Here is a 24,339-nt window from a genome sequence, read left to right on the forward strand (position 1 = left end):
CTCGCTCACCCGGCGGCGCCCGATGTAGTAGCGCTGGCCGCGGTGCTCACCGGCCTCCGCACCGCCGGGCCCCTCGTCGGCGAAGTCGAGCCGTCCGAAGAAGGGCGGCCCGTCCGCATCCTCCCGCACCTCCTTGGCGAGGCTGCGCAGGTAGCGGCCGAGCGCCTCGGCGCTCGCCCCGTCGCCCGCGACACCCTCGCCCGCTTCCTCGCCCGAGTGCCGGCCGGTCAGGATCCCGGCCCCCTCCCGGACCCGCTCCTGCGCGGCGGCGCGGGACCGGGCCAGCGTGGCGCGGCACAGCTCGGTGTAGGCACGCTCGGCGTCCAGTTCGGTGCGGAGGGTCTCCTCCTCGGCCCGCGGCCGGGAGGCGCTGTCGCCCTCCGCGTGCTTCCCCCTCATGGGGCTGCTCCTTTCTCGGTCGGATCCGGTCCCGTCCGGCCCCGGCACGCGCCCCGGGCCGCTTCTGGGACCCGGCTACGCGTACGGCGTCAGCCCCGTGCGCAGCAGGGCGAAGGCGTGGACGGCGGCGGCACGGGCGGGCGCGTACTGGCTCTCGGCACTCGCGCCCTGTGCGACCCGGCGCCAGTTCTCCGTGGCCAGCACCCGCTGAGTGGTCACGATCTGGCCGGCCGCCAGCCGCGCCGTCAGCATCCGGTCCGGCTCCCCGGGCCTTTTCCGGGCGGCCGGTGGCACCTCGGCGAGCTGCGAGGTCAGCGCCTCCTCGGAGCGCGCGGTGTACGAGTGGAGCCGGGCCAGCAGACTCGGTGTCCCGTACAGCAGCCGGTGGAAGGCCAGGACCTCCGGGTCGTCGCTCAGCCCGGTGGCCGGGTCACGGGCGGCGAGGCCCGCGAGGAAGTGCTCCTCCAGCGCGGTGAGGGGCGCGACCCCCGCGCCGCGGGCCGCCACCACCCGGGCCGCCTCGTCCTCGTGATCGGCGAACCGGTAGAGGGCCATGTCCTCCTTGGCCGCGAAGTAGCGGAAGAGGGTCGGTTTGGAGACCTCGGCGGCCTCGGCGATCTCGGAGACGGACACGGCGTCGAAGCCCTTCTCCAGGAAGAGGGAGATCGCCGCGTCGGAGATGGCCCGGTAGGTGCGCTGCCGCTTGCGCTCGCGCAGGCCGGTGGGGGAGTCGGTCATGCGGCGACCGTAGCAGAAAAATGTGACTCGGTTAAATTTGTATCTGAGTCATGCAAAATTCTTGGTGCAGGCTTCCCCCTGCGAGCTTCGCCGCCCGAGCTTCTTGGTGTGAGCTTCGCCGTGGGAGCGCGCCGGCCTGATCCCCGGTACCACGCGGTCAAGCTGTCGGTGCCGAAGCTGGTCGTCGGCGCCACCGCCGTCGTCATCGGCACCGGCCGCCTGGGCCACCTGGGCGTCCAGCTCCCGCGGGCGATGACACCGGCCCGGGTCGTCGCGCCGGACGTGGCGCGGGAGAAGCTGGAGGCGCCCGCGCCGTCGGTGCGCACAAGGCCCCGGCGTGACGCTGACGCTGACGGGTATTCACATCGAACGCTTCGGCCCGGCGAGTCTCCGCGCGCCTGCCAACTGCTGTACAAGTGGCGGGACTTCAGCCATCGGCTGCATGAGGCGGGGCGGCAGCCGTCTTGCCTGGTGTGGCCCTGGGCTGGGGTTCGCGGGGTCTGGGCAGGGCTTTCGGGCTCTGCCCTCACCAGTGCCTGAGAGGCGCCGTCAGCGCAGGAGCTTCCGCTGCCGCTGCGGGCCTCGTCCCCTGGCATGCAGGTGCCGCCCCGGTCGGTCTCATCGGATGTGCTTCGCCGGCTTGGTGGCGGCGTTGAGCAGGTGCTCCAGCGGGCCTCGGCGGAAGAAGCGGGACCAGATCGGGGCGAACAGGGTGGCTCCGAGGATGAACATGAGCAGGGGCACCCATGATCGCTGGGTGCTGGTCCCGGCGGGCACGGACAGCACGGACTGTGCGAGGAAGTGGCCGACGTAGGCGGTAAGGGACATGGTGCCCACGGCGATGACCGGTTTCGCCAGGCGGCGCAGTCGCGGCAGGCGGTCCATCGCCACCGTCGCGCCCACGATGACGAGGATTGCGACTCCGACGCTGCCGATGATGTCGAACGTGGTGCCGCTGTGCGGCCCGGCCGTCAGAAGCATCGACGCCGGCCTGTCGGGGAACGATCCGCTGTCGAGCGGCACCGACCCGCTGTCGAAGGACATGGAACCGGAGCCGCCGGACGACGACCCGTCTTCCGCCATGCTCCGCAACGCGTCCTTGCCGGCGAGCAGCAAGGACATGCCGTATGCGGTCACGGTGAGGGCGGCGCCGAGCGCGGCCAGGTGCCGTCGGACGGTGCCGGAGGACAGGTCGAGGCGGCCCAGTGTCATCCCCGCGATCACGAACGACATCCACGGGAGCAGCGGGTAGAAGCCGGTGAGCAGCAGGTCGAGCACTCCCACCTCGCTGAGGTGGTGAAGCGGGTCGTAGGCATTGATGCTCTGCTGGACCGACGGAGTCAGCAGCGAGGTCAGGGCGAACGCCAGCTGCGGTGAGACAAGGGCGAACGCGGTCGCGGTGATCGCGAGCGTCCTGGCCGACAGGCGTATCAGGGGCAGGGCGAGGAGGAAGTAGACCCCGTAGAAGCCGAGGATGATCACTCCTCCGTACTCCATGGCCATCACGGTGCCCAGTGCCAGGAGGACCACGGCCCGGATCGCGATCCGGGCTTTCGCCTGCCGGCCGGCCAGGCCCGTCCTGGGCTCGTGGCGGCCGGCGATCAGCATCAGCGAGAACCCGGCGAGGGTGGCGAACAGGACCGAGGAGTGGCCTTCCGCTATGTACCGGATCCAGCCGGCGACGCCGTGCGTAGCCGACAGCGGGGGACCGATGTGCACGACGTACATGCCGAACACCGCCAGTGCGCGGGCCAGGTCCACCCCCACGAGGCGTGCCGTCGAGACGCCGGGCGAGGCCCGCACCGCGGACTCGGGGGAGGATCCAGGCGGCGGAGGCGGGTTCTCCGGGGGACCTGACGTCTCCTGTGGCGGCTGTGTCTGTGTCATACGGAGAACTTCGCGTGGCCGTCGAGCGGCGCACCATCCGGCAGCCTTCGGTGACGCTCCCGCCGATCGGCGGGTACCTCCCCGCCGGCCTGCGGAGTCCCGTCTCGACCGGTCTCCGGCGCGACCGGACGACGGTCTTCTCCACCCACCCGGCGGGGGTGGACCCGACGGTTGCCGGATGGGCGCGGGGCACCGGGACTTCCAGGCTCAAGGCATGACACGCCGTGGGCAACGCGACAAGCAGGAGGACATCCTCGGAGCACCGGCCGGCGTACCGGGCCGAGACGCCGTCCCTGGCAGGGCCGAGTTTCTGGAGATCCTCGGTCTGACGCCGGCGGCGGGCGCCTTCGTCCTGTTCGTCGTCCGCCCCGAGATAACCGAAGCGCTGGTGCACACCCTCGCCGCCAGCACAGCCGGACTCGTCCACTGACCCGGCACACGCAGAGGACAGGAAATTCGTGAACCCCGCGTCCGCCCCGACGACGGAGGAAACTCCCCTCTCCGCCAGAGAAACGATCAAGGCGCTGCACGCCTACCTCCGCCCGCACCGGTGGGCCGTGGCCCTCGGCCTGCTGTGCGCCCTCGTCGGGGCCGCCGGGGGACTGCTGCAGCCGCTGGCCACGAAGACGCTGGTGGACCGGCTGGCCTCCGGCGAGACCCTCACCGGGATACTGATCGCGCTCACCGTCCTGGTGCTGCTGGGCACTGCGGTCGAGGCGTTCGGCGCGTATGTGCTGGAGCGGACGGCGGAGTCGGTGGTCATGGCCGCACGGCGCACCCTTGCGGGGCGGTTGCTGCGGCTGCGACTCGCTGAGTGGGAACGGATCCCACCGGGTGATCTGATGTCCAGGGTCACCTCGGACACCACGCTGCTGCGGGCGGTCAGCACCCAGACGGTCGTCTCCGCGGCCACCGGCGCGGTGGCCTTCGTCGCGGCGATCGTGATGATGGGGTGCCTGGACGCCGTCCTGCTGGGGGTGACGCTCGGGGTGGTCGTGCTGGTCGGCGGGGCCGTCGCGCTGGTGATGCCGCGCATCGCCCGCGCCACCGAGCGGGCGCAGGAGGCGGTCGGGGAGATCTCCATCGCGCTGGAGCGGGTCCTCGGGGCGTTCCGCAAGGTGAAGGCGTCGGGTGCCGAGGAGCGGGAGACCGCCCGGGTGGAGGCGGCGGCGCGGCGGGCGTGGCGGCACGGTGTGAAGAGCGCGAAGTGGGAGGCCGTGGCCGGCTCGGCGGATGAACTCGCCGTACAGCTGGCGTTCCTGGCGGTGCTCGGTGTCGGCGGGGCGCGGGTGGCGTCGGGGGAGATCCCCGTGTCCACCCTCATCGCGTTCCTGCTGTACCTCTTCTACCTGATCGATCCGGTGTCCAAGCTGGTCGACGCCGTGTCCCACTATCAGGAGGGGGCGGCCGCGATCTCCCGGATCGCGCAGGTGGAACGCCTGTCGACGGAGCCCACCGACCGGCGAACGGGCGGCTGCCTGCCCAGGCAGGCGGCAACGGAGCCGGGTCCGGTCCCGGTCCGCTTCGAGGACGTGTCCTTCCGCTACCGTCCGGACCTGCCGTACACGCACCAGCGGGTGAGCTTCGAGGTGCCGCGCACCGGGATGACGGCCTTCGTCGGCCCCTCCGGTGCGGGCAAGTCGACGGTGTTCGCGCTCATCGAGCGGTTCTACGAGGCCACCGGCGGCCGGGTCCTGGTCGACGGCAAGGACGTGCGGGACTGGTCCCTGGCCGGGTTGCGGTCCGCCATCGGATACGTGGAACAGGATGCTCCGGTGCTGGCCGGCACACTCAGGGAGAACCTGGTCTTCGCCGCACCCGGCGCGACGGACGACGACATCCGCGACGTCCTGACACGGGCCAGGCTCGACCCCCTCGTCGAGCGCCTGCCCCACGGCCTGGACACCCCCGTCGGACACCGCGGCTCCAAGCTGTCGGGCGGCGAACGGCAGCGCGTCGCCATCGCCCGCGCCCTGCTGCGGCGGCCCCGGCTGCTGCTCCTGGACGAGGCGACCTCGCAGCTCGACGCCGTCAACGAGCTGGCGCTGCGGGACGTCATCACGGAGGTGGCCCGTGAGACCACCGTGCTGGTGGTGGCTCACCGCCTGTCGACAGTGACAGGTGCCGACCGGATCGTCGTGATGGACTCCGGCCGGGTCCGGGCGGTGGGCAGCCATGAGGAACTGGTGGCCCAGGACCGGCTGTACGCGCGGCTGGCGGCCACCCAGCTCCTTACCCCCACGCGATAACCCACCACACACGACGACGCAAAGGTTCCGTGCAGGCACCGAGTGCGCCCGCTGCACCACACGCGGAAGGAGGCCCGGGGCCGTCAGTCCCCACCGAGCGGTATCCGCAGCCGCACCCGGTAGCCACCCTCGGCCGTCGGGCCCGTCTCCAGGGTGCCGTTCAGGATGTCGGCCCGTTCCCGCAGGCCGATCAGGCCCTGCTGCGAACCGGGCAGGGACAGGGAGGGACGCGTAGGCGCGGTGTTGGTGACAGTCACTCCGACAGCGTCGCCGTCCTGCCACAGTTCGACGCGGGCCGCGGCGCCCGGGGCGTGCTTGCGTACGTTGGTCAGCGCCTCCTGGACCGTGCGATAGACAGCCCGTTGGGCGGGGGTGCCGACGGCAGGCGGCAGCTCACCGGTCAGCTCCGCTTGAGTGCCGCTTGATTCCACCAGTTTGTGCAGGTCGGCGAGAGTGGGCTGAGGCGTCAGCTCGGTGTCACGGCCGCCGGAGGCGCGCAGCAGCGTGACCATGGTGCGCAGTTCGTCAAGCGTGGTGACGCTCAGCGAACGGATCGTGCGAGCGGCCTCTTTTGTGTTTCCGTCCTTGGTGGCGACCTGGAGGGCTCCGGCCCGTACGGCGATCAGGCTGACCTGGTGGGAGACGACGTCGTGCATCTCACGGGCCAGCTGAGCGCGTTCGCGGGCGAGGACGGTCTGGGCGTGCAGGGCCCGCTCGTGCTCCCTGGCCTCCTCGATCTCGTCCAGCCGCCGCGCCAGGTCCCGTCGTGCCTGGAGGAGCTGGCCGAAGAGGACGGGTGCGGCGGCGGTCGCCAGGCTGTAGACGAAGGTGACCAGCGTCATGGTCCGGTCGGCCTCGGCCAGGGACCACGGGGTACTGCTCACGACGGCGGGCAGGGCGACGCACACCGCGAGGAGACGGCGGTTGCGGGAGCGTTCTGCGAGGGTGAACAGCGCCACGAGCACAGCGGCGGCGACGTCCTGCATCAGCGCGATGGGCAGGGCGAGCAGGAATACGCCGAGTGGGAACCGGCGCCGGAACGCCAACGCGGCGCACCCGACAGCGGCCAGCGCGACACTGAGACGCGTGTGATCCCACATGTTCAGCCATGCGTCCAGGGCCGCCCCCACCACCACAAGGACGTCGACGACCGGAGCAGGAATCCGCTGCCAAGCAGACGTGGCGCGGCTCATCGTCCGACCTGCGGCTGCGGGCGCTCATCGAGCAGTCCGGCCCGCTGCGCCAGCAACGCGGCCTGCACCCGGCTCGTCACCCGCAGCTTCGTGAGGATCGCGCTGACGTGGTCCTTGACCGTGCCGGCGCTCAAGTGGATGCGCGCCCCGATATCCGCGTTCGACAGCCCCTCCGCCACCAGGACCAGGACGTCGCGCTCCCGGGCGGTGAGCAGCCGGACTCGGGCCGCCTCCTCGTCGACGGCCGCCTTGCTGCCGGGGTGGTTGCGCAGCAGTGTCCGCGACGCCTTGGGTGACAGCACGACACCGCCCGCGGCCAGGGTGCGCACCAGGTGGGCGAGCTGCTCGGGCTCGGTGTCCTTGAGGAGGAAACCGGCAGCCCCGGAGTGCAGCGCGGTAAGGATGTAGTCATCGGCGTCGAACGTGGTCAGCATCGCCACCACCGGCGGATCCGGCATCGCGCGCAGCTCGCGCAGGACGGTGAGCCCGTCGACGTCCGGCATGCGGATGTCCAGCAGCACCACGTCGGGCCGCTCCCGGCGTACGGTCTCCACGGCACTGCCCCCGCCGGCGGTCGCGACGACCTCGATGTCCTCGGCCGCGCCCAGAATGAGTTCGAAGCCCGAGCGGACCAGTGCCTCGTTGTCCACTACCACTACCCGTATCACGCACGCTCCGCCTAGCTTTCGTTTCGTGCCGTCCGGCCCGTACCGACTCGACCCTAAAGCCCCCACGGGCCCGGCAGCCGGACAGACAGCAGCTCCAGCCATGCGGCGGGGCAGCTCCCTCCAGTCGGCAGGGACATCACAGCCTTCTGCCGGTACTCCAGGATCGGCCCGGTTTCCAGCCTGAGTGGCATGCACATCACGCAGACTCCCGTCGGCCGACGCCACAGGGGCCGTGACACAGGCGAAGCCGATGACCGAGGAGCGAGCGCCGTCGGCGCAGGCAGGACCGAAACACCTGATGCTCGCCGCATGGCCTGGCGGTGGTCTGAAGACGTTTTTCTGGTGGACGATCTCAAGGCCGCTTGCGGGGAAAGAGCCTGACAGACGGCCCTTTCCCCCAGCTCATGGGCGAACGGGCGGCTCGGCGTTGTTCACGGCGACGCTCAGGTACGGGTCGATCCGCGCCCAGAGGGCGGCGCCCTCTTGTTGCATTGCTCCGTCGAACCCCAGTCTGCGCAGACCCTCCCAAGCCGCTTGGACATCACCGACGGCGACCCGGAGCTGGACGCCGGGAGCGCCCGGGGTGTCCTCCCTGGTGTGCGCCTGCCTGAGGACGAGATTCTCGTAGGACACCCAGTCGCTTCCACGGCGGTGCGCTCTCAACCCGAGGGCGGACAGGGCCGCAGCCACGCGACCGATGTCGGCGACGGGCAGGTAGGCACCTTGGAGCCGGACCTGGTTCGGTGGCCGGACCGAGCGGTGCTCGACGGCCGGCGTCGCCTCGGTACGAGACGCTTCGTGGCCACCTTCCGCTTCTGCCCGCTTGATCCCGCGGATGAAGAAGAGGTTCTGACCGTCCGAGGTGACCACATGAGTACGTCGGGCCGTCCAGTTCCCGGACGTCAGGGCGCCTGCTGCGACGACCTCTGCTTCGCGTCGGTCCGGGAGCAGCAGACGGACTCGGGCGTCAGCCTTGTCGAGATCCGCGATGAATCGCGACCGGGCTTCGCCGACCGCGTCACGAGAGGGCAAGGACAGGGGCCGGGAGACAGGAGAGAGCAGGCTCTCGGCCAGCGTGACGAGCAGGGCCGCATCCTGAACAGTTCGCCCGAAGGAGCCCATCCATTCCTGGCCCAGGCCCGCGCCGAGCAGGCTGGCGGTCATGGACGCCAGGGTGTCCGTGTCCGCCCCCTTCTGGCGAGCTGGGACACCGATGCCACGCTCAGGGCTGGGGGCCGAGCGGGCCGCGAGGTAAATGGCTGCCACCGCGCACAACGTTCCCGAACCACGGGTCTTCGGCCGAGTGAGGCCGTGTTGCTCAAGAAAGGCGGAGGGTGCGCTCAGCGCGCCGCTGTCCAGTGAGGACCGCGCGCTGGTGAGGAGATCCTCCACCTCCTGTACGGCCTCGTTCCATGCCTGCTCGTAGCCGCCGGGGAACGCCTTCGCGGCGGCATCCAGCCAGTTCCGGTCCAGCCCCTGCCACACCGGTTCCCGCCAGTCCTTCAGGCCGTCCAGTGCCGCTTCGATGAGCCAGCCGTACGCCAATGGCGCGGGCTGCCGCAAACTGGTCCACAGGGCGTACGCGTGAACCAAGGCGCCCAGCAGGGCCCGCGGGTGCCCATGTGTCGTCGCGGCGTCATGGACCACGTCGGTGGCCAGGTCGCCGAAGAAACCCTCATGGTGGACTATGACGTGCGGCGCGATGCGCATGGCCGCGCCGTTGGCCCCGGCACGGAAGAACTTCGTCTGGTCGTCGGCCCTTTTGCCCCAGGCCGATGCATGCTTCTCCCAGGCGCGGCAGGCACGCTTGACGCTGGCCCCGGCACCACGCTCGTAGTCGAGGAGGAAGGGCCACTCGACTCGTTGCAGCCAGGCGAGCCAGTCGTCTCCCGCCGTGAGGCGGGCGCGGGCCACGGCGATGAGCATCTGGGTGTCGTCGCTGTACTCGCCTGGCCCGATGTCCTCAAGAACTGGGCGGAAGCGGCTGCCGGCCATCCGCTGCCAGGTGAAGAACCGACCCGAGCCCTGGCTGGTTGGCGGAAGTGAGCGTGTCCGGTCCCACCGCTCGTAGGGCCAGCCCATGGCGTCCCCGACGGCTGCCCCTAGGAGCATGCCGCAGGCTCTGTCGGTCCATGGGTGGAACTCAGCGTTCACGTGGTCACTCTGCCAGAGTTGTTCGGGGCGTGTACGGGCTCTCCGGTGGCCGGTTGCCGGAGCGCACCGAGCGGCTCAGGGTGTATTTGTCGAAGAGTGCGGGAGCGACAACCAGAGGCGGCAGTAGAGCCGTCATGCCGAACTGGGCATGTCTGAAGTACTCCAGCTCCGCCTGCTTCTCGTCTTGGACGATGACAGAGCGTACGGCGGACAGGGGGATGGTTCCGGGTATCTGTATCTCCGCCTGGTCGTCCGTGGGCCACCAGGAGGGGTGCCCCTGTTCTCGCCGCCGAGTCACCTTGCCGGTCACCGCGGGCGCGAACATGGCGTTGAAGCCGTCAGCGCCGGGCCGGGCGCCGGCGCTCATGTCCCGTGCGGAGTTGTAGGGACAGAACCGGACGCCGGAAATGGCGAGCAGCTCGACATCCAGCGTGAGAACCACCCAGTCCTCGAAATGGCGGTCCCGGCTCGCGGCCTGGGCCAGGTACCAGGTGTTCGGATACTCCACGCTCAGGAAAGTGAACTCCAGCGCCCCGTCCAGACGCTGGGTATCGGCAGGCCGGAAGGCGTCGGCAGCCGTCTGAAGAGTGGCCACGGGACGTATCTGCCGGGCGTCCAGGATGTGGGGCAGGTTGGCCGACTTGGTGAGATGGCACAGCCGGGTGATGCCGCGGGCCCGGGCCTGTTCAAGGACGTCACTCACAGGCTCACCCGCACGTACAAGTCGGACATCTCCTGCGGCAGCAGATCGGTCAGCTTGCTTGAATGCAGCATGACGAGGTCTGTACGGGCCCTGGTGATGGCAACGTACAACTGCCGGGCCTCGCGCGCCTTGGCCTCGTCGAGGCCATGGGCCTCCACCTCACTCGTTTTCGGCAGCTCGTCCGCATCGCAGAACGGGAGGATCACCGAGTCGAATTCGAAGCCCTTCGCCGCGGAGTAGGTTCCGTAGAACACCCCCGGCTCGTTCGTCCACCGCGCAAGCTCACGGTGCAGACGACGAACGGGGACACGACCTCGTTTGAGGAGAGATTCGAGTTCGTCCTCGCGGTCCCGGGTGCGCATCAGGATGGCGACCTGGCGGTCCGCTCCCAGCGCCAGGGCGTTGCTCGCCGCCTGAACGAGCTGTTCTCCCTTTCCCGCAGTCTCCAGGATGGTGGGTTTCGGGCCGTCGGCTGCCGCACCGGTCGGCTGGACCAGATCGACGTCGTCCTTGAAGTGCGGCATGTTCGAGAGTGACTGGGCGAGTTGGGCGACCTGACGGCTGTTGCGGTAGTTGTGGGCGAACTCCACGACACTTGACACGCGAAGACCCAGGGAGCGCCAGGACATCCGGCTCCCGTAGATCTGCTGCGCGTAATCTCCGAAGAAGGTCAGTGAACCGTCGTCGGGAATGGCCGCCGCCAGGCTTCGAATCATCTCTGGTGTGAAATCCTGGCCCTCATCGACGACGACATGCCGGTAGAGCCGCTCGGTGGGATCATTCTTCAAGGTCTCCAAGACGGTTGACGCCATGTTGTCGAAGTCGTATGCGTACCCGGCTTCGGCACGCAAACGCACGTACCGTTGGTAGATGTCGAAGACCATTTCGCGTTCGGGCCGCTGCAGTGGCTTACCCCGGCCAACCCGTGGGGCACGGCCTTCCACATATGTCCGCTGGTCGACTATGCCGTGCCCGGCCATCCAATGCAGCTCGTCCATGAAGAAATCGAGTGGGCGTTGCATCACGGCCCGGGAGGGGTGGCGCTCGCGCGCTTCCTCCAGCGCCCGCTCAACCATGTGCTTCTTGGACTTGCAAATGCGCACCGGTGCTTTGGTGCGATGCGCGAGATAGCCGCGCGCAAAGGTGTGGTAGGTCTCGATCCGCAGGTTCGGGGACGCGGTGCCCATTCCCCTCAGATAGGTGACGAGAGCCTTGTTGAAGGTGACCAGCAGGGTGCGGCCTCCGACACCCGGGGCCGTGGCCAGGTAACGGGCCCGATGGACCGCCATCGTCGTCTTGCCGCTGCCCGCTGTGCCCAGAACGACGCAGTGACCGCGTTCGTTCAGGAAGACGACATCCCGCTGGTGACCCTTCGGGTCAGGTAACGAAAGCCCCATCGCGCCATTATGACGCGTCCATGGTCACTCGGTACAGGTGATCCACGGCCTGGCCTCCTCGGCCCGGCTCCCTCTGCCGGTGCCCTGGCCTCGGTCTTTCATAAGGGGGCCGTCAGCTTGTTGGCGCATTGGTGGCGAACTTTTTTGGTGGGTCCGGGTGGGCATCTCGGAGCCCGGGGAGGTTGAGGGCGATCCGGAGGGTCTCCGACCAGGTCTGGTTCCGCGCCGTGTTGTGGAGGGGGAGACTGCGCATGCCGGCGGCGCGGGCGGCGCCGACGCGGTCCTCGGCGCGGGTCCGCTGCCGGTGGCGGGGTTCGAGGACGACGATCGCCGCATCGGCGGTGTTGGTGGCGAAGCAGGTCGGGCGCATGCCATCGGGGGTTGGCGAAGCGCGACTGGGCGCCGGGGTAGGGCCGTTCCTTGCGCACGATCAGCCGCAGCCCCCTCGGCCAGCCGGTCAGGCGGTCGTCTGTGAGTGCGGCTACCGAGGCATCAGCCGGGAGACCGTGGGGTCAGGAGGCCCCTGGCCCGAACCGGTCAAGGACACTCTCCGCTTGCCTTTACCAGGTCCCGGATCAAGCCCCGGGCCGAAGCCGGCTCCTGTCCGCGGCTCCGAGAGCCGGGGACCGCCGATGAGCCGTTACGGGGAGCCGGCGCCGGAGCGGGGTGCAGGGGCGGGGTGCCGGTGCCAGGGCGGGGCGGCGCTCGGCACCCGGCGCCTCCGCCCGGCGCCTCCGCCCGGCGCGTCCCCTCTGCCGCGCCTTTTCCCGCATCCGTCCCGTGTGCCCGACACTGGCGGGGTACCCGTGGAGACGCGAGGACGCGAGGAGAGGAAGGGCTGCCATGCCGGAGCCGGAGACCAACGAGCGCCCCGCCGGAACGCCCGCCCCCGTGTCCGGCCGTGTGGTGGTCGGCGTCGACGGGTCGCCGCATTCCCTGCGGGCGCTGGACCGGGCTGCCGACGAGGCGCACCGCCGGGGCGCCGAACTGCGGGTGCTGTGCGGCGGCACCCCGCCCCGGCGCACCGCCGTGCCCGAGACGGACGCGGACCGCGAGCGGATGCGCCAGGCGGGCAAAGAGGTGGCCGACGCCGCCGCCGAGCGGGCCCGCGCACGGGTGCCCGGGCTGTCCGTCACCGCGTCCGGGGTGCGCGAGCCGGCGGCCGAGGCGCTGGTGCGGGCGAGCCGCGAGGCGGACCTGACGGTCGTGGGGTCCCGAGGGCACGGCGGTTTCCGCGGGCTGCTGCTCGGCTCGGTCAGCCTGCGCCTGGCCGCGCACGCGGCGGGGCCGCTGATGGTCGTCCGCGGGGATGTGCCCGAGCCCGCGGGGGAGTCGGTCGGCGGGACCGTCGTGGGGTTGAAGTGGGCCGGCGCCACGGAGCCGGTGGAGTACGCGTTCGCCTCGGCGCGGCGCAGCGGGTCGACGCTGTGGGTGGTGCACTCCTGGAGCCGCCCCACCCTGCCGGGGGTGTCGCTGAAGCTGTCGCCGAAGGAGCCCTCGGAGGAGACGCGCACCGCCGAGCGGTTCCTCGCCCAGACCGTCGAGCCGTTCCGTGAGCGCTACCCGGAGGTCCAGGTGTGCACGGAACAGCACCAGGGGCCGCCGGCCGAGCACCTGATCAAGCTGAGCGACGGCGCGGATCTGGTCGTGCTGGGCGTCCGCCGCGAACACCGGCGCCTCGGTCTCCAGGTCGGCCCCGTGGTGAACGCCGTCCTCCAGCACGCCAAGTGCTCGGTGGCCCTGGTGCCCGTCACCAGCTGATCCCCGGGTGGTCGTTGGGTGGGGCGGTAGCTGGTTGATCTCCGGATGGTCGTTGGGTGGGGCGGTGGTCGGTTGGTCCCCGGTGGTCCCTGGCTGGGTCGGCGTCCGGTTGATCTCCGGGCGGCCTCCGGCTGGGTCGGTTTCCAGTCGATCCTGGGCGGCCTCCGGCTGGGTCGGCGCCCGGTTGGTCCATGGGCGGCCCCCGGCTGAGCCGGCCGTCGGTTGATCCCCGGGTGGGTACCTGTCTGAGTCGGCCTCGGCTGATCCCCCGAGCGGCCCTCGGCTGAGCCGGTCTCCGACTGACGGCCGAGCCGGCCTCCGACTGAGCCCCGGGCGCCCCCGCCCGGCAGTCCCCGATGGCTCCCGGGCGACACCCCCTGGGAGGTGGCGCGGCTCCGCGCCCGCCCCCCCGGCTGGGCCGGTTGGGAGCCGCGAGCCCCGAGGGCGCCCCTTCACAACGCCTGGCGCGGGAGCCCGGAAGAAACGGCCGCCCCAGGGTGTTCCCTTGGAGGAACCTCCGAAAACGCGAGGGTCGATCGTGTGGTTCTGTACGATAGTGGGCGCAGCGCAACGCGCGTAGAGTCCGGCTGCGGTCCTGGTCATGGACCCTGCAATGACGCACGTCGCACCAGAGAACCACGCACGGAGCCCCACCCATGGCAGTTCGTCCCGGCGCCGCAGGCGCCGACGGCGCCTCCCCGGCGCCTCCCTCCCCCTCCGCGGCCGCCAAGGCGCCGTCCCCCGCCGGCCCGGCGAGCCCCCTGGCCGACCCGGCGAGCCCCCTGGAAGAGACGGTCGAGAGCCGCGGCATCGAGCCGGTGCCCGACCACGAGCGGCGCGGCAGGGTCCGTGAGCTGTTCCCCACCTGGGTGGCCGCCAACATCAGCGTTCTGCTGCTCACCATGGGCGCCGGGCTGGTCGTCTTCAACGGCCTCAACTTCTGGCAGGTCCTGATAGCCGCCGCCGTCGCCGGCACCCTCTCCTTCGGCCTGGTGGGGCTGCTGTCGGTCTCCGGCAAGTGGGGCGGCGCGCCGGGCGCCATGCTCTCTCGGGCCACCTTCGGGGTGCGGGGCAACTACTTCCCCGGCATGATCCTGTGGGTCGCGCGCTTCGGCTGGGAGACGATCAACGCGGTGACCGGCGCCTACGCGGTGCTGACCGTGCTGCGGCTGCTCTTCGGCATCCAGCGCAGCACCCCGCTCGTCGTCGTCACCCTGCTGCTGTTCGTCGGGGTGACGTTCGTGGTCAGCGGCATGGGCCGCAAGGTGCTCAACCTCTGCAACACCTGGTCCACCTACCTGTTCGGGCTCTTCACCGTCCTGGTGCTGGTCTATCTGGTGGGCACCATCGACTGGGGCGAGGTCTTCTCGCGGCCCGCGGGCGGTACCGCCATGCTCATCGCGGGCATCGGCACCATCGCGGCGGGCGGCATCAGCTGGATCCCCACCGGGCCCGACTTCGCCCGCTATCTGCCGCACAGCGCGCAGGGCCGCAAGATCTTCGGCACCACCGTCTCCGGCGCGCTGCTGGTGCTGGTCCCGATGGTGCTGATGGGCGGCGTGATGTCGGCGAAGAACCCGGCGCTGGCCAAGACCAACGATCCCGTCTCCTTCCTCGGCGAGGCGCTGCCGGGCTGGCTCTCGGTGCCCTACCTGCTCATCGCGCTGATCGGCATGGTGCTGATCAACAGCCTCTCGATGTACTCGGCGGGCTTCACCGCGCAGACCATGGGCGTGAAACTGCCCCGCGCCTCCGCGGTGAGCATCAACGCGGTGATCAGCCTGGTCGGCGGGCTGCTGCTGATGCTGGTGGCCAAGAGCTTCTACGGCCAGTTCATCTCCTTCCTCTCCCTGCTGGCCGTCTCCTTCTCCGCGTGGGTCGGCGTGTACGGCGTGGACATGCAGCGGCGCCGGAGGATGACCGTCCGCTACGACCCGGCCGGGCTGATGGACACCTCCCGCACCAGCCGCTACTGGTACGTGGGCGGTTTCTGCTGGCAGGCCATGACGGCCTGGGGCGTCGCGCTGGTCCTCGGCCTGGGCTTCACCAGGTGCGAGTGGTTCGCCGGGCCGTTCGTGGACACCTGGATCGGCGAGAGGGGCCTCGGCTGGGCGGCGACGGTGCTGGTGGCCGCGGTGCTCTTCGCGGTGCTGCCCGCGCCCCGCGAGCAGCCCGCCGGACAGCTCCGCCCCGGTGCGCGCGGCCAGGAGCCCGCCGGGGCGGAGGGGCGGCCGGCCGACGGGGCGGCGGTGCCCGGCCGCACGTCCTGAGGTGCCGGACGGCGGCGTGTGCGTGCATGGACCTCGGCCGGGCGGGCACCACGGCTGACGACGCCAGGAACTCCCCGAGTGAGCCGAGGTCGCACCGTGAACAGCGCACACGTCCCCGGTGTCCCGCTGAACAGCGGGACACGGATGCCGCAGCTCGGGTTCGGCGTCTACCAGGTGCCGGACGACGAGGCGGCGGCCACCGTCTCCGCCGCGCTGGCCGTCGGTTACCGCAGCGTCGACACCGCGGCGCTCTACGGCAACGAGGGCGGCACCGGCAAGGCGCTGCGCGAGTCCGGCATCCCGCGTGAGGAGCTGTTCGTCACCACCAAGCTGGGGAATGCCGACCAGGGCCACGATGTCGCCCTGCGCGCGTTCGACGACTCCCTGGAGCGGCTCGGCCTCGACTACGTCGACCTGTACCTCATCCACTGGCCGGTGCCCGCGAAGGATCTGTACGCGCAGACCTGGCGGGCGCTCGGCGAGATCCATCACGGCGGCCGGGCCCGGGCCGTCGGCGTCTCCAACTTCGAGCCGGAGCACCTGACCCGGCTGCTGGAGGAGACCGGTGTGGTGCCGGCCGTCAACCAGATCGAGCTGCACCCCCGCCTCCAGCAGCCCGGGCTGCGCGCCTTCGACGCCGAGCGGGGCGTCGTCACCGAGGCGTGGTCCCCGCTCGGCCGGGGCAACGGCGTCCTGGACGACCCCGTCGTGCGCAAGGCCGCCGCCAAGCACGGCAAGTCCCCGGCGCAGGTGGTGCTGCGCTGGCACATCCAGCTCGGCAACGTCGTCATCCCCAAGTCGGTGACGCCCTCCCGCGTCCGGGAGAACCTCGACGTCTTCGACTTCGAGCTGGACGACGACGACCTGCGGGAGATCCAGCGGCTGGAGACCGGAACCCGCGTCGGCCCCGACCCGCACACCTTCGGCTGAGCCATGGCCACCGACACCGGAACGGACACCGCGCCCGGCGCCGACTGCGTCTTCTGCCGCATCGTGGCCGGGGAGCTGCCGGCCCACCGGATCCTCGAGGACGGCGCCGTCGTCGCCTTCCTCGACCGGCGCCCCCTCTTCCCCGGCCACACCCTCGTGGTGCCCCGCGCCCACCTGGAGACGCTGACCGACCTGCCCGAGGAGTCGGTCGGCCCCTACTTCTCCGCGGTACGCCGCGTCGCCGCCGCCGTGGAGGAGGGCATGGAGGCCGACGGGTCGCTCGTGGTGGAGAACAACCGCGTCAGCCAGTCGGTGCCGCACCTGCACACCCATGTGGTGCCCCGGCGGCGCAAGGACGGCCTGCGCGGCTTCCTGTGGCCCCGCCACCGGTACGAGGACGAGACGGAGGCCCGGAAGATCGCGGCCCGCGTCCGGGCCGCGCTCTGAGGGCGGTCCCGCGCGGGCCGGGAGGGCCGCCGCTCAGCGCAGCAGGGCCGTGACCGCCTCCACCGTGTCGGCCTCCTCGGGCCGCTTCTCGTCGCGGTAGCGCACCACACGGGCGAACCGCAGCGTGACGCCCTCCGGATAGCGGGTGGAGCGCTGCACCCCGTCGAAGGCGATCTCCACCACCAGTTCGGGCGGCAGCACCACGCCCCAGGACCTCTCCTCGACCGCCAGTTCGCGGAACCGCTCCGTCTGCCAGGCCAGCAGCGCGTCCGTCAAGCCCTTGAACGTCTTGCCGAGCATCGCGAAGGTGCCGTCCTCGCGGCGCGCCCCAAGGTGCAGGTTGGACAGTTTTCCGGCGCGCCGCCCGTTCCCCCACTCGGCGGCCAGCACCACCAGGTCGAGGGTGTGCACCGGTTTCACCTTCAGCCAGGACGCCCCGCGCCGGCCCGCCGAGTAGCCCGCCTCCAGCGCCTTGACGACCACGCCCTCGTGCCCGCGGGCCAGCACCTCACCGGCGAACTCCCGCACAGCGGCCCGCGCCGCCCCGTCGGCCGGGTCGGGCACCGCCACCCCGCGCACCCGCAGCGGCTCGGGCAGGACGCGGGCGAGCGCGGCGTGCCGCTCGGACGCCGGGGCGTCCAGCAGGTCCGCGCCGTCCAGGTGGAGCACGTCGAAGAAGACCGGGTGCAGCGGCAGTTCGCTGCTGGCGCCCGCGACGTCGAGGCGGGAGGCGACGCGGCCGGAGACCTCCTGGAACGGGCGGGGCCGGCCGTCCTCGCGCAGTGCGATCACCTCGCCGTCGAGCACCACCCGCGCGGCGTCCGCCCGCCGGGCGACCTCGGCGGCCTCGGGGAGCCGGTCGGTGATCTCCTCCAGGGTGCGGGTGTAGACCCGCACCTGCTCGCCGTCCTTGTGGACCTGCACCCGGATGCCGTCCAGCTTCTCCTCGACGGCGCACGGCCCCAGCTTGTCGAGGGCCTCGTCCACGTCCTTGGCGGTCTGCGCCAGCATCGGCAGCACCGGCCTGCCCACCTCCAGCCGGAACCGCGCCAGGGCGTCCGGTCCCTCGGCGAGCAGGGCCTGCGCCACGGTGCCCAGCGAGCCGCCCAGCATCACCGCGCGCCGTACCTCGCCCGGCTCGGCGCCCACGGCGGCGGCCAGGCCCTCGACGGCGAAGGCGTCCAGGGCGCCCTGCCGCAGTTCGCCGCCGATCAGCCGGACGAGGAAGCGCTGCTCCTCCTCGGTGGCCGATGCCAGCAGCGCGTCCAGCCGCCGCTTGCGCTCCGCCTGCGCGCCCTTGCCGCTCACCTCGGCGAGGGAGGAGAAGGCCGCGTCCACGTCGGGGACGGTCAGCGAGGGGGCGGCGGCGGGCGGCGGCAGCGTGCGCAGGCTGCGCCAGCCGACGCCGGTGCGGCGCTGCGGGAGCCGTCCGGCGAGGTAGGTGACCACGACGGGCACCTCGGCCGGTTCGGCCCGCCCGAAGAGCCCGGCGAGCAGCGCCACCTTCTCGTTGCGGCCCGGCGCCGCGGCGATCCGGGCCGACGTCCGCGCGATGTCTGCCAGCAGCATGGCCCCATCATCACCCCTCGTCACCCATCGGCGCGGACGGCGCCCAGCAGGTCCGCACACATACGGCCGGTCCCGCACGGGACGCCCCGCAGGCACGCCCCTCACGCGTGCACCGTCCGCGCTGCGGCCCGTGCCGGGACGGCGCAGAATCGTCGGTGTGGACCTACCGGTGATGCCGCCCGTCAAGCCGATGCTGGCCAAGCCCGTGCCCTCGGTCCCGGAGGAGGAGGGCATGCAGTACGAGGCCAAGTGGGACGGGTTCCGCTGTCTGGTCTTCCGGGACGGTGACGAGGTGGAGCTGCTCAGCCGCACCGGCAAGTCCCTGGTCCGCTACTTCCCCGAACTGGTGGACGCCCTGCGGGAGCGGGCGCCGCGCCGGTGCGTGCTGGACGGCGAGATCGTGCTGCCGCTCGGCGGCCGGCTCGACTTCGAGGCGCTCCAGCAGCGCATCCACCCGGCCGCCTCCCGGGTGCGGCTGCTGGCCGAGCGGACACCGGTCTCCTTCGTCGCCTTCGACCTGCTGGCCCTGGAGGACACCGACGCCATGGACCTGCCGCTGTCCGAGCGCCGCCCGCTGCTGGAGAGCGCCCTGGAGGGGGTGCGCCCGCCGCTGCACCTCGCGCCGGTGACCTACGACACCGCGGTGGCCAGGGACTGGTTCGCGCACTACGAGGGCGCCGGGCTCGACGGGGTGGTGGCCAAGCGCCCCCGTCTGCCCTACCGGCCGGGGGAGCGGGTGATGCTCAAGGTCAAGCACGAGCGCACGGCCGACTGCGTACTGGCCGGGCTGCGCCCGCACAAGACCGGCCCCGACGCGCTGGGTTCCTTGCTGCTGGGCCTCTACGACGCCTCCGGGGCCCTCCAGTACGTGGGGGCCTCGTCCTCGTTCCCGGCCGCCCGCAGGCGCGAGCTGATGCGGGAGCTGGCGCCGCTGCGCATGGACCGGCCGGGCGGGCACCCCTGGGCGCGCTGGGAGGAGGAGGCGGCGCACGAGGAGGGCCGGATGCCCGGTGCGCCGAGCAGGTGGAGCGGCGGCAAGGACGCCTCCTGGGTGCCGCTGCGGCCCGAGCGGGTATGCGAGGTCGCCTACGACCACATGGAGGGCGAGCGCTTCCGGCACACGGTGCTCTTCCGCCGCTGGCGCCCGGACCGGGAGCCGCGCTCGTGCACGTACGAGCAACTGGAACAGCCCGTGCGGTACGACCTCGCGGAGGCGCTCGGCGGCCGTTGAGCCCGGCCCGCGGGTTCGCCCGCCGCGCCCGCCGTGCCCGGGGGCCCGGGGGTCCCCTCGCGGTGTGGGGCTCGCGGTGTGGGGCTCGCGGTGCGGGGGAGTGGGGGAGCACCACTCCCCCGTCCGCGGGTTCGCCCCGGCCGGGCGGCGGTTCCCCGTGCCCCCTTCGCGCCGCCGGCGGCGCGCCCCTTGCGGAGGGTCAGCGGGCGGAGTGGACCGGGTCCTCGCCCTCCGGCGCGGGGAGGCCGTCGGCCAGCGAGGTGAAGCAGGAGTCGAGCATGGCCAGCAGCTCCTCGGCGGGGGACTCGGGGTCCCAGGCGCGGATCGTCGAGCGCAGCACCGCCAGCCCGGCGCCGGCCAGGATGCGGGGGTAGAGGGCGTCGGGGGGCAGCCCCGTGCGTGCGGCCACCGCCTCGGCCAGGGCTTCGGCGATGTGGCTGTTGCTGTGCAGGAGCTTGGGGACCAGCTCGGGGTGGGCGGCCAGCAGCCGGCGCCGGTCCCGCCAGCCCGGGTCCGCGACCAGCGCGGGAACGGCGGCCCGCAGCGCCCGGTGCAGCGCCACCAGCGGGGTTTCGTCCGCGGGGCGCTCGGCGAGCAGTTCGGCGAGCTGGCCGGCCAGCCGCCGGTCCCAGTCGAAGACCGCGTCGTCCTTGGTGTCGAAGTAGTTGAAGAAGGTCCGCGGGGAGACTCCGGCGGCCTCGCAGATGTCGTGCACGGTGACGGCGGCGGGGCCGCGCTCCAGATACATCCGCACGGCGGCGGCGCGGAGTGCCGAGCGGGTCTCCAGCTTCTTGCGCTCCCGGAGCCCATGGGCGTTCTCCGCGGTCGGTGCGGTCATCTGCGCTCCTGTGGGTCCGGTCCGCAGGGTCTCCTGTGAGGGTTCCTACAGTAGTGCATTTTTGCAGCGCTGCACCTTTCTGTTAGCGTGTCTAATCATTGGCTAGGCCACACATCGTGGCCTGCCGCGCACCCAGGGAGGCGGACCCGGTCCATGGCGGAACCCGCAGTAAACGCCGCAAGCGCCGCAAGCGCCGGCAACGCGGAAAGCACAACGGAACCCGGAAGCGGAGGCGGCGGAACCTCGTCGCTGCGCGCGACCGTGCGGACCCTGGCGGAGACGCTCTGGTTCCCGGCGTTCTTCTTCACCGGCTTCCTCGTCTGCTACCTGCTGCCCTTCCACAACCCGGTGCCGCACCACGTCGACGTGGCCGTCGCGGGGCCGACGGCGTCCCAGCTGGAGCACGCCCTCGACCAGAAGAGCCCCGGCGCCTTCGACATCCACCAGGTCGCGGACGCCCGGGCGGCGCACGACGCCGTCACCGGCCGCGAGGCGACCGCCGCCTATGTGCCCGACCCGAAGCACCCCCAGCTCTACGTCGCCAAGGCCGACGGCTACTCGCTGGAGTCGGTCCTCCAGAAGACGTTCACCGCCGTCGCCCAGCAGAGCGGCGGACAGCTCCAGGTCCACGAGGCCGCCCCCACCGCACCCGGTGACGGCATGGGGACCGGACTGTTCTACGTCGTCCTCTCCTGCACCATCCCCTCGTACGTCAGCGTGATGATGCTGCTGCGGGCCACCACCTTCGGACGGCGCAAGAAGGTCCTCACCCTGGTGGGCCTCGGCGTGGTGGAGAGCCTGGTCGCCTACTTCGTGGCCCGCAGCATGGACGTCATACCGGACGAGCCGCTGGCGATCCCCCTGCTGTTCGCGTTCACCCAGGCGGTCGCGCTGACCTCCTACGGGCTGGTGCCGTTCTTCAAGCAGTTCTTCCCCGGCGTCGCCATGGGCCTGTTCGTCCTGCTGAGCATGCCCTCCAGCGGCGGCGCGATACCCGTCCAGATGGTGCCCGGGTTCTTCCGCGCCCTGCACCCCGTGATGCCGATGGGCAACCTCATCGAGGGGCTGCGCGGGCTGTTCTACTTCGACGGCAAGGACGTGTGGCGGCACGCCCTGGTCATCTGCGCCTGGGTGCTGGCCGGTGTCGTCCTGATCGCACTCGGCGCCTGGAAGGAGCGGTACGCCGCCCGCAAGGAGGCCCGGCGGGCGGCGGAGGCCGAACAGCGCGGCGAGGAGCCGCTGGCGGTCACCGCGCCCGAACCCCCGGTCGAGGACCCCTCCTTCGAACTGCCGCAGCCCAGTGCGGTGGCCCCGCACACCCACCGGCTGGGTCAGCGGCCCAACCTGACCGGCCGGGTCACCGACGAGCGCGGCGAACCGCTGCCGGGCGTCGCCATCACGGTCACCGGCACGCACGGACGGGAGCTGGTCCGGGCCATCACGGACGAGTACGGCGAGTACGCGGCGGCCGGGCTGCCCGACCAGTTCGTCAACGTCATCGCCAGCAGCCCCGAGCGGCTCGCCGCGGTCGCCCGCGTCCAGGCCCGCGAGGGCCGGCCCGTCCGCCAGGACTTCCGGCTGGACCGCCGCCCGGTTCCGGCGGCCCGCGTCTGAGCCGGCCGCGCCGCGGGTACGCCGCGGAGTGCTCCGCGGGTGCGGGCCGTTGGGTACGCCCCGGGTGCGGGCCGTCGCCGATGCCGCCGGACCTGACCTTGTCCGCCGTGGTCGCGCGCCGTCGCGGCGGGAGAAGGTACGGGGGCCGGTCACCTGCCCCTGGTGCTAGCCCGCCGAGGGGCGCCCGTACCAGTCGAGGCAGACCAGGAGGGCGTCGTCCTCCAGGGGACGGCCGCACCGGTGCTGGGCGAGGTCGTGGAAGACGGCGCGGGGAACCTGGGCGGGCGGCAGCAGGCGGTTGGCGGTCAGGGAGCGGGCCAGCGCGTGGTCGCCGAAGGGCTCGCCGCCCAGGGAGACCGCCTCGTGGACGCCGTCGGTCGCCAGCAGCAGCCGGTCGCCGGGCTGCAGCCGGAAGCGCTCGGTGACGTAGTGGGTGTCCTCGAACATGCCCAGGGGCAGCTGGGCGTCGAAGACGAGCGGCTCCACCTTCCCCTCGCGGCGCAGCCAGACGCGCGGCGACCCCGCCTCGACCACTTCCACCTCCCCGGTGGCGAGTTCGGCCCTGAGCAGCACCATGGAGACGTGCGCGCTGCCCCGGTACTGGGCGTAGACGGCCTGGTCGGTGAGGGCCGCCTGGTCGGCGGGGCCGAGCCCGGCGCGGCGGGCGTTGCGCATCGCGCTGACCGCGAGGTTGGTCAGCAGGGCGGCCTCGACCCCCTCGCCCATGCCGTTGGCGACGGCGACGGTCAGATGCTCGGCCGAGACGGACCAGTCGAAGTTGTCACCGGTCGTGGCGTACGCCGGCTCCACGTGGGCGCCGAGGGCGAACTCCCGGCGGCGCAGAGAGCGGCCCGGCAGCAGTTGCCACTGCATCTCCGCGGCGAGGGTGAGCCGGGTGGCCCGGCGCGCACGCCGGTAGACGTCGGTGTCCCGCTCGGCGACGGTGATCTCGTGGCCGAGTGCCTCGCACAGCTCCTCCAGTTCGGGCAGCAGGCCGAAGACGTCGGTGCCGCCGGGAAAGGTGGCCGACAGCACGCCCAGCCGGTCGCCGCGCACGCCCACGGGGAGATGGGCGGTGACGGTGCCCGCGTCGCGGTCGGCCAGGACGAGGGGCTCGGGGGCCCGCAGCGCCCTGCCCTGCGGGCTGTTGTGGACGCGCAGGGGTTCCGAGGTGAGGGGCACCGGCTCCACCACCTGGAGCGTGCGCATACCGTAGTCGGCCAGGCGCAACTCGGACCGCAGGGCGCCGTATCGCTCGCGCAGTGCCGCGTCGACGACATCCATCAATGCGTGGGGGGCGGCGGCGCGCAAGGCCCGCTCGACCACGGCGAATCTGTCCACGTCTCCTGCTTCTCGGGTCTGTCATCCGTGCGGCGGCCGGGCAGGGGGCACTGCTTCCCCGCGGCCGGACCAGTACATTATCGTCGCACTGCAACATTCGCTGAATGACAACAGATGCCGCCCGTGACGTCCCGGCCGGGGCCTGTCGGCGGGACGGCGGTGGCGATAAGCTCTCCTTGCCCCCTTGACAGACGGCCGGCAGGGGGTGAGGGAGCGCCCGGGGCGCCGGGTGCGGCGAAGGTGCCGGACATGTGGAGTGGAAACGTGACGTCGACCTCGCGCGAGGCAGCCGAGACGGCCGGCGAGGTCATCGAGCTGCTGGAGGTCCTGTGGGAGCGGGGCCGGGACGCGGTCTCCACCTCACCGGTCTCCTCCTCCCAGCTGCGCGTCCTCTACTGCCTCGACCGGGACGAGGGGATGAACCTGCGCACCCTGGGCGAGCAGCTCGGCTCGGCCCCCTCGTCGGTCAGCCGGCTGTGCGACCGCCTCCAGGCGCTCGGTTTCCTGGAGCGGATGCCCAGCCCCGTCAGCCGCCGGGAGCTGGAGCTGCGCCTGACCCGGCAGGGCAGGACGTACCTGAGCGATCTGCGGCTGCGCCGCGAGGAGGCGCTCACGGCGACCCTCGCCGCGATGCCGCCGCGGGCCCGTAGGCAGCTGGGCGAAGGGCTGCGGGCCTTCCGGGACGCGGCCGAGCGCGCCGCCCCGGCCCGCCGGCTCAGCTCCCTGGGCGACGTGGACCGCTCGGCCTGACCCGGCGGAACCTGAACGGCGCAGCCCGACGCGCGGGCGGCCGGGCGCCGTGTGCTCTGCTGGAGTCACCGGGGGCCACCGCGACCGGAGCCGTCATGGAGCGTTACGAGCTGAGCACCACCGTCGCCGCCGACGCGGACGCGGTCTTCGCGTACCTGAGCGACCTGGCGACACTGCCCGGATACGTGGAGTGCGTACGG

19 protein-coding genes and 3 pseudogenes are annotated in these 24,339 nt (G+C 71.9%); 10 read left to right on the forward strand and 12 right to left on the reverse strand.

From position 1 onward, the window contains the following. Positions 1-399 (reverse strand): annotated as a pseudogene (locus FM076_RS27970) (AAA family ATPase); the annotation flags it as partial. A 75-nt stretch (positions 400-474) separates the two neighbouring features. Further along, a complete protein-coding gene (locus FM076_RS27975; RefSeq protein ID WP_173873642.1) occupies positions 475-1,137 on the reverse strand; it encodes a TetR/AcrR family transcriptional regulator in 663 nt (220 codons plus the stop codon). Between the two features lie 147 nt (positions 1,138-1,284). Between FM076_RS27975 and FM076_RS34260 the strand changes: the two are divergent. After that, a pseudogene (locus tag FM076_RS34260) lies at positions 1,285-1,466 on the forward strand (NAD(P)-dependent alcohol dehydrogenase); the annotation flags it as partial. 289 nt (positions 1,467-1,755) lie between these two features. Here FM076_RS34260 and FM076_RS27980 read toward each other — a convergent pair. Further along, positions 1,756-3,024, reverse strand: a complete 1,269-nt coding sequence (locus FM076_RS27980) for a DUF418 domain-containing protein (protein WP_173873643.1) — start codon at positions 3,022-3,024, stop codon at positions 1,756-1,758. Between the two features lie 214 nt (positions 3,025-3,238). Here FM076_RS27980 and FM076_RS27985 point away from each other — a divergent pair, with 214 nt between their 5' ends. Further along, entirely contained in the window at positions 3,239-3,454 is a 216-nt protein-coding gene (locus tag FM076_RS27985; protein WP_173873644.1) for a hypothetical protein, read from the forward strand. 28 nt (positions 3,455-3,482) lie between these two features. After that, entirely contained in the window at positions 3,483-5,273 is a 1,791-nt protein-coding gene (locus FM076_RS27990; protein WP_173873645.1) for an ABC transporter transmembrane domain-containing protein, read from the forward strand. An 83-nt stretch (positions 5,274-5,356) separates the two neighbouring features. On the opposite strand, the gene FM076_RS27995 is transcribed toward FM076_RS27990, so the two are convergent. From FM076_RS27995 to FM076_RS34265, 6 genes and pseudogenes are all read right to left on the reverse strand, one after another. After that, positions 5,357-6,466, reverse strand: a complete 1,110-nt coding sequence (locus FM076_RS27995) for a sensor histidine kinase (RefSeq protein WP_173873646.1) — start codon at positions 6,464-6,466, stop codon at positions 5,357-5,359. Beyond that, positions 6,463-7,134, reverse strand: a complete 672-nt coding sequence (locus FM076_RS28000; RefSeq protein ID WP_173873647.1) for a response regulator — start codon at positions 7,132-7,134, stop codon at positions 6,463-6,465. Before FM076_RS28000 ends, FM076_RS27995 begins: the two co-directional genes overlap by 4 nt. A gap of 402 nt (positions 7,135-7,536) precedes the next feature. After that, on the reverse strand, positions 7,537-9,288 hold the full coding sequence (locus tag FM076_RS28005; protein WP_173873648.1) for an ADP-ribosylglycohydrolase family protein: 1,752 nt from the start codon (positions 9,286-9,288) through the stop codon (positions 7,537-7,539). A 4-nt stretch (positions 9,289-9,292) separates the two neighbouring features. Continuing rightward, positions 9,293-9,991: a DarT ssDNA thymidine ADP-ribosyltransferase family protein gene (locus tag FM076_RS28010; RefSeq protein WP_173873649.1), complete on the reverse strand. Its 699-nt coding sequence runs from the start codon at positions 9,989-9,991 to the stop codon at positions 9,293-9,295. Further along, positions 9,988-11,388, reverse strand: a complete 1,401-nt coding sequence (locus tag FM076_RS28015; RefSeq protein ID WP_173873650.1) for a UvrD-helicase domain-containing protein — start codon at positions 11,386-11,388, stop codon at positions 9,988-9,990. The genes FM076_RS28010 and FM076_RS28015 overlap by 4 nt, the downstream gene beginning before the upstream one ends. A gap of 178 nt (positions 11,389-11,566) precedes the next feature. Beyond that, positions 11,567-11,879 (reverse strand): annotated as a pseudogene (locus tag FM076_RS34265) (IS1380 family transposase); the annotation flags it as partial. A gap of 352 nt (positions 11,880-12,231) precedes the next feature. Here FM076_RS34265 and FM076_RS28025 point away from each other — a divergent pair. The 4 genes from FM076_RS28025 (at position 12,232) to FM076_RS28040 (ending at position 16,796) form a co-directional block, all read left to right on the forward strand. Next, positions 12,232-13,149 (forward strand): universal stress protein, encoded by a 918-nt coding sequence (locus tag FM076_RS28025; protein WP_173873652.1) that lies wholly within the window; start codon positions 12,232-12,234, stop codon positions 13,147-13,149. 656 nt (positions 13,150-13,805) lie between these two features. Continuing rightward, complete coding sequence (locus FM076_RS28030) at positions 13,806-15,419, forward strand: purine-cytosine permease family protein (protein WP_173873653.1); 1,614 nt, start codon at positions 13,806-13,808, stop codon at positions 15,417-15,419. A gap of 144 nt (positions 15,420-15,563) precedes the next feature. Continuing rightward, positions 15,564-16,349, forward strand: a complete 786-nt coding sequence (locus FM076_RS28035) for an aldo/keto reductase (protein ID WP_173875066.1) — start codon at positions 15,564-15,566, stop codon at positions 16,347-16,349. A gap of 3 nt (positions 16,350-16,352) precedes the next feature. Continuing rightward, positions 16,353-16,796 carry an HIT family protein gene (locus FM076_RS28040; RefSeq protein ID WP_173873654.1) on the forward strand — a complete coding sequence of 148 codons (444 nt, stop codon included), beginning with the start codon at positions 16,353-16,355 and terminating at the stop codon, positions 16,794-16,796. Between the two features lie 33 nt (positions 16,797-16,829). On the opposite strand, the gene FM076_RS28045 is transcribed toward FM076_RS28040, so the two are convergent. Next, positions 16,830-18,365 (reverse strand): ATP-dependent DNA ligase, encoded by a 1,536-nt coding sequence (locus FM076_RS28045; RefSeq protein WP_173873655.1) that lies wholly within the window; start codon positions 18,363-18,365, stop codon positions 16,830-16,832. 157 nt (positions 18,366-18,522) lie between these two features. Here FM076_RS28045 and FM076_RS28050 point away from each other — a divergent pair, with 157 nt between their 5' ends. Then, positions 18,523-19,596, forward strand: coding sequence for an ATP-dependent DNA ligase (locus FM076_RS28050; RefSeq protein WP_173873656.1), 1,074 nt, complete (start codon positions 18,523-18,525; stop codon positions 19,594-19,596). A gap of 199 nt (positions 19,597-19,795) precedes the next feature. Here the strand turns inward: FM076_RS28050 and FM076_RS28055 are convergent, their stop codons facing one another. After that, positions 19,796-20,434 carry a TetR/AcrR family transcriptional regulator gene (locus FM076_RS28055; protein WP_173873657.1) on the reverse strand — a complete coding sequence of 213 codons (639 nt, stop codon included), beginning with the start codon at positions 20,432-20,434 and terminating at the stop codon, positions 19,796-19,798. Between the two features lie 153 nt (positions 20,435-20,587). Here FM076_RS28055 and FM076_RS28060 point away from each other — a divergent pair, with 153 nt between their 5' ends. Continuing rightward, complete coding sequence (locus FM076_RS28060) at positions 20,588-22,048, forward strand: carboxypeptidase regulatory-like domain-containing protein (protein ID WP_173873658.1); 1,461 nt, start codon at positions 20,588-20,590, stop codon at positions 22,046-22,048. A gap of 165 nt (positions 22,049-22,213) precedes the next feature. On the opposite strand, the gene FM076_RS28065 is transcribed toward FM076_RS28060, so the two are convergent. Further along, the gene (locus FM076_RS28065) at positions 22,214-23,389 is read right to left on the reverse strand and encodes a SpoIIE family protein phosphatase (protein WP_173873659.1); all 1,176 of its coding nucleotides are present in this window, start codon (positions 23,387-23,389) and stop codon (positions 22,214-22,216) included. Positions 23,390-23,638: 249 nt separating this feature from the next. Here FM076_RS28065 and FM076_RS28070 point away from each other — a divergent pair, with 249 nt between their 5' ends. Then, on the forward strand, positions 23,639-24,139 hold the full coding sequence (locus tag FM076_RS28070) for a MarR family transcriptional regulator (protein ID WP_173873660.1): 501 nt from the start codon (positions 23,639-23,641) through the stop codon (positions 24,137-24,139). Positions 24,140-24,339: the final 200 nt, after the last annotated feature.

The organism is Streptomyces albus subsp. chlorinus, assembly GCF_013302895.1.
Classification (GTDB): domain Bacteria; phylum Actinomycetota; class Actinomycetes; order Streptomycetales; family Streptomycetaceae; genus Streptomyces; species Streptomyces chlorinus.

Bases quoted from the DNA above. Each gene is read 5' to 3' on its own strand.
- FM076_RS28025 (WP_173873652.1), top strand. From the start codon at position 12,232: ATGCCGGAGCCGGAGACCAACGAGCGCCCCGCCGGAACGCCCGCCCCC.
- FM076_RS28060 (WP_173873658.1), top strand. From the start codon at position 20,588: ATGGCGGAACCCGCAGTAAACGCCGCAAGCGCCGCAAGCGCCGGCAAC.
- FM076_RS28015 (WP_173873650.1), bottom strand. From the start codon at position 11,388: ATGGGGCTTTCGTTACCTGACCCGAAGGGTCACCAGCGGGATGTCGTC.
- FM076_RS27985 (WP_173873644.1), top strand. From the start codon at position 3,239: ATGACACGCCGTGGGCAACGCGACAAGCAGGAGGACATCCTCGGAGCA.
- FM076_RS27980 (WP_173873643.1), bottom strand. From the start codon at position 3,024: ATGACACAGACACAGCCGCCACAGGAGACGTCAGGTCCCCCGGAGAAC.
- FM076_RS27995 (WP_173873646.1), bottom strand. From the start codon at position 6,466: ATGAGCCGCGCCACGTCTGCTTGGCAGCGGATTCCTGCTCCGGTCGTC.
- FM076_RS28040 (WP_173873654.1), top strand. From the start codon at position 16,353: ATGGCCACCGACACCGGAACGGACACCGCGCCCGGCGCCGACTGCGTC.
- FM076_RS28055 (WP_173873657.1), bottom strand. From the start codon at position 20,434: ATGACCGCACCGACCGCGGAGAACGCCCATGGGCTCCGGGAGCGCAAG.
- FM076_RS28030 (WP_173873653.1), top strand. From the start codon at position 13,806: ATGGCAGTTCGTCCCGGCGCCGCAGGCGCCGACGGCGCCTCCCCGGCG.
- FM076_RS28070 (WP_173873660.1), top strand. From the start codon at position 23,639: ATGTGGAGTGGAAACGTGACGTCGACCTCGCGCGAGGCAGCCGAGACG.
- FM076_RS27975 (WP_173873642.1), bottom strand. From the start codon at position 1,137: ATGACCGACTCCCCCACCGGCCTGCGCGAGCGCAAGCGGCAGCGCACC.
- FM076_RS28045 (WP_173873655.1), bottom strand. From the start codon at position 18,365: ATGCTGCTGGCAGACATCGCGCGGACGTCGGCCCGGATCGCCGCGGCG.
- FM076_RS28035 (WP_173875066.1), top strand. From the start codon at position 15,564: ATGCCGCAGCTCGGGTTCGGCGTCTACCAGGTGCCGGACGACGAGGCG.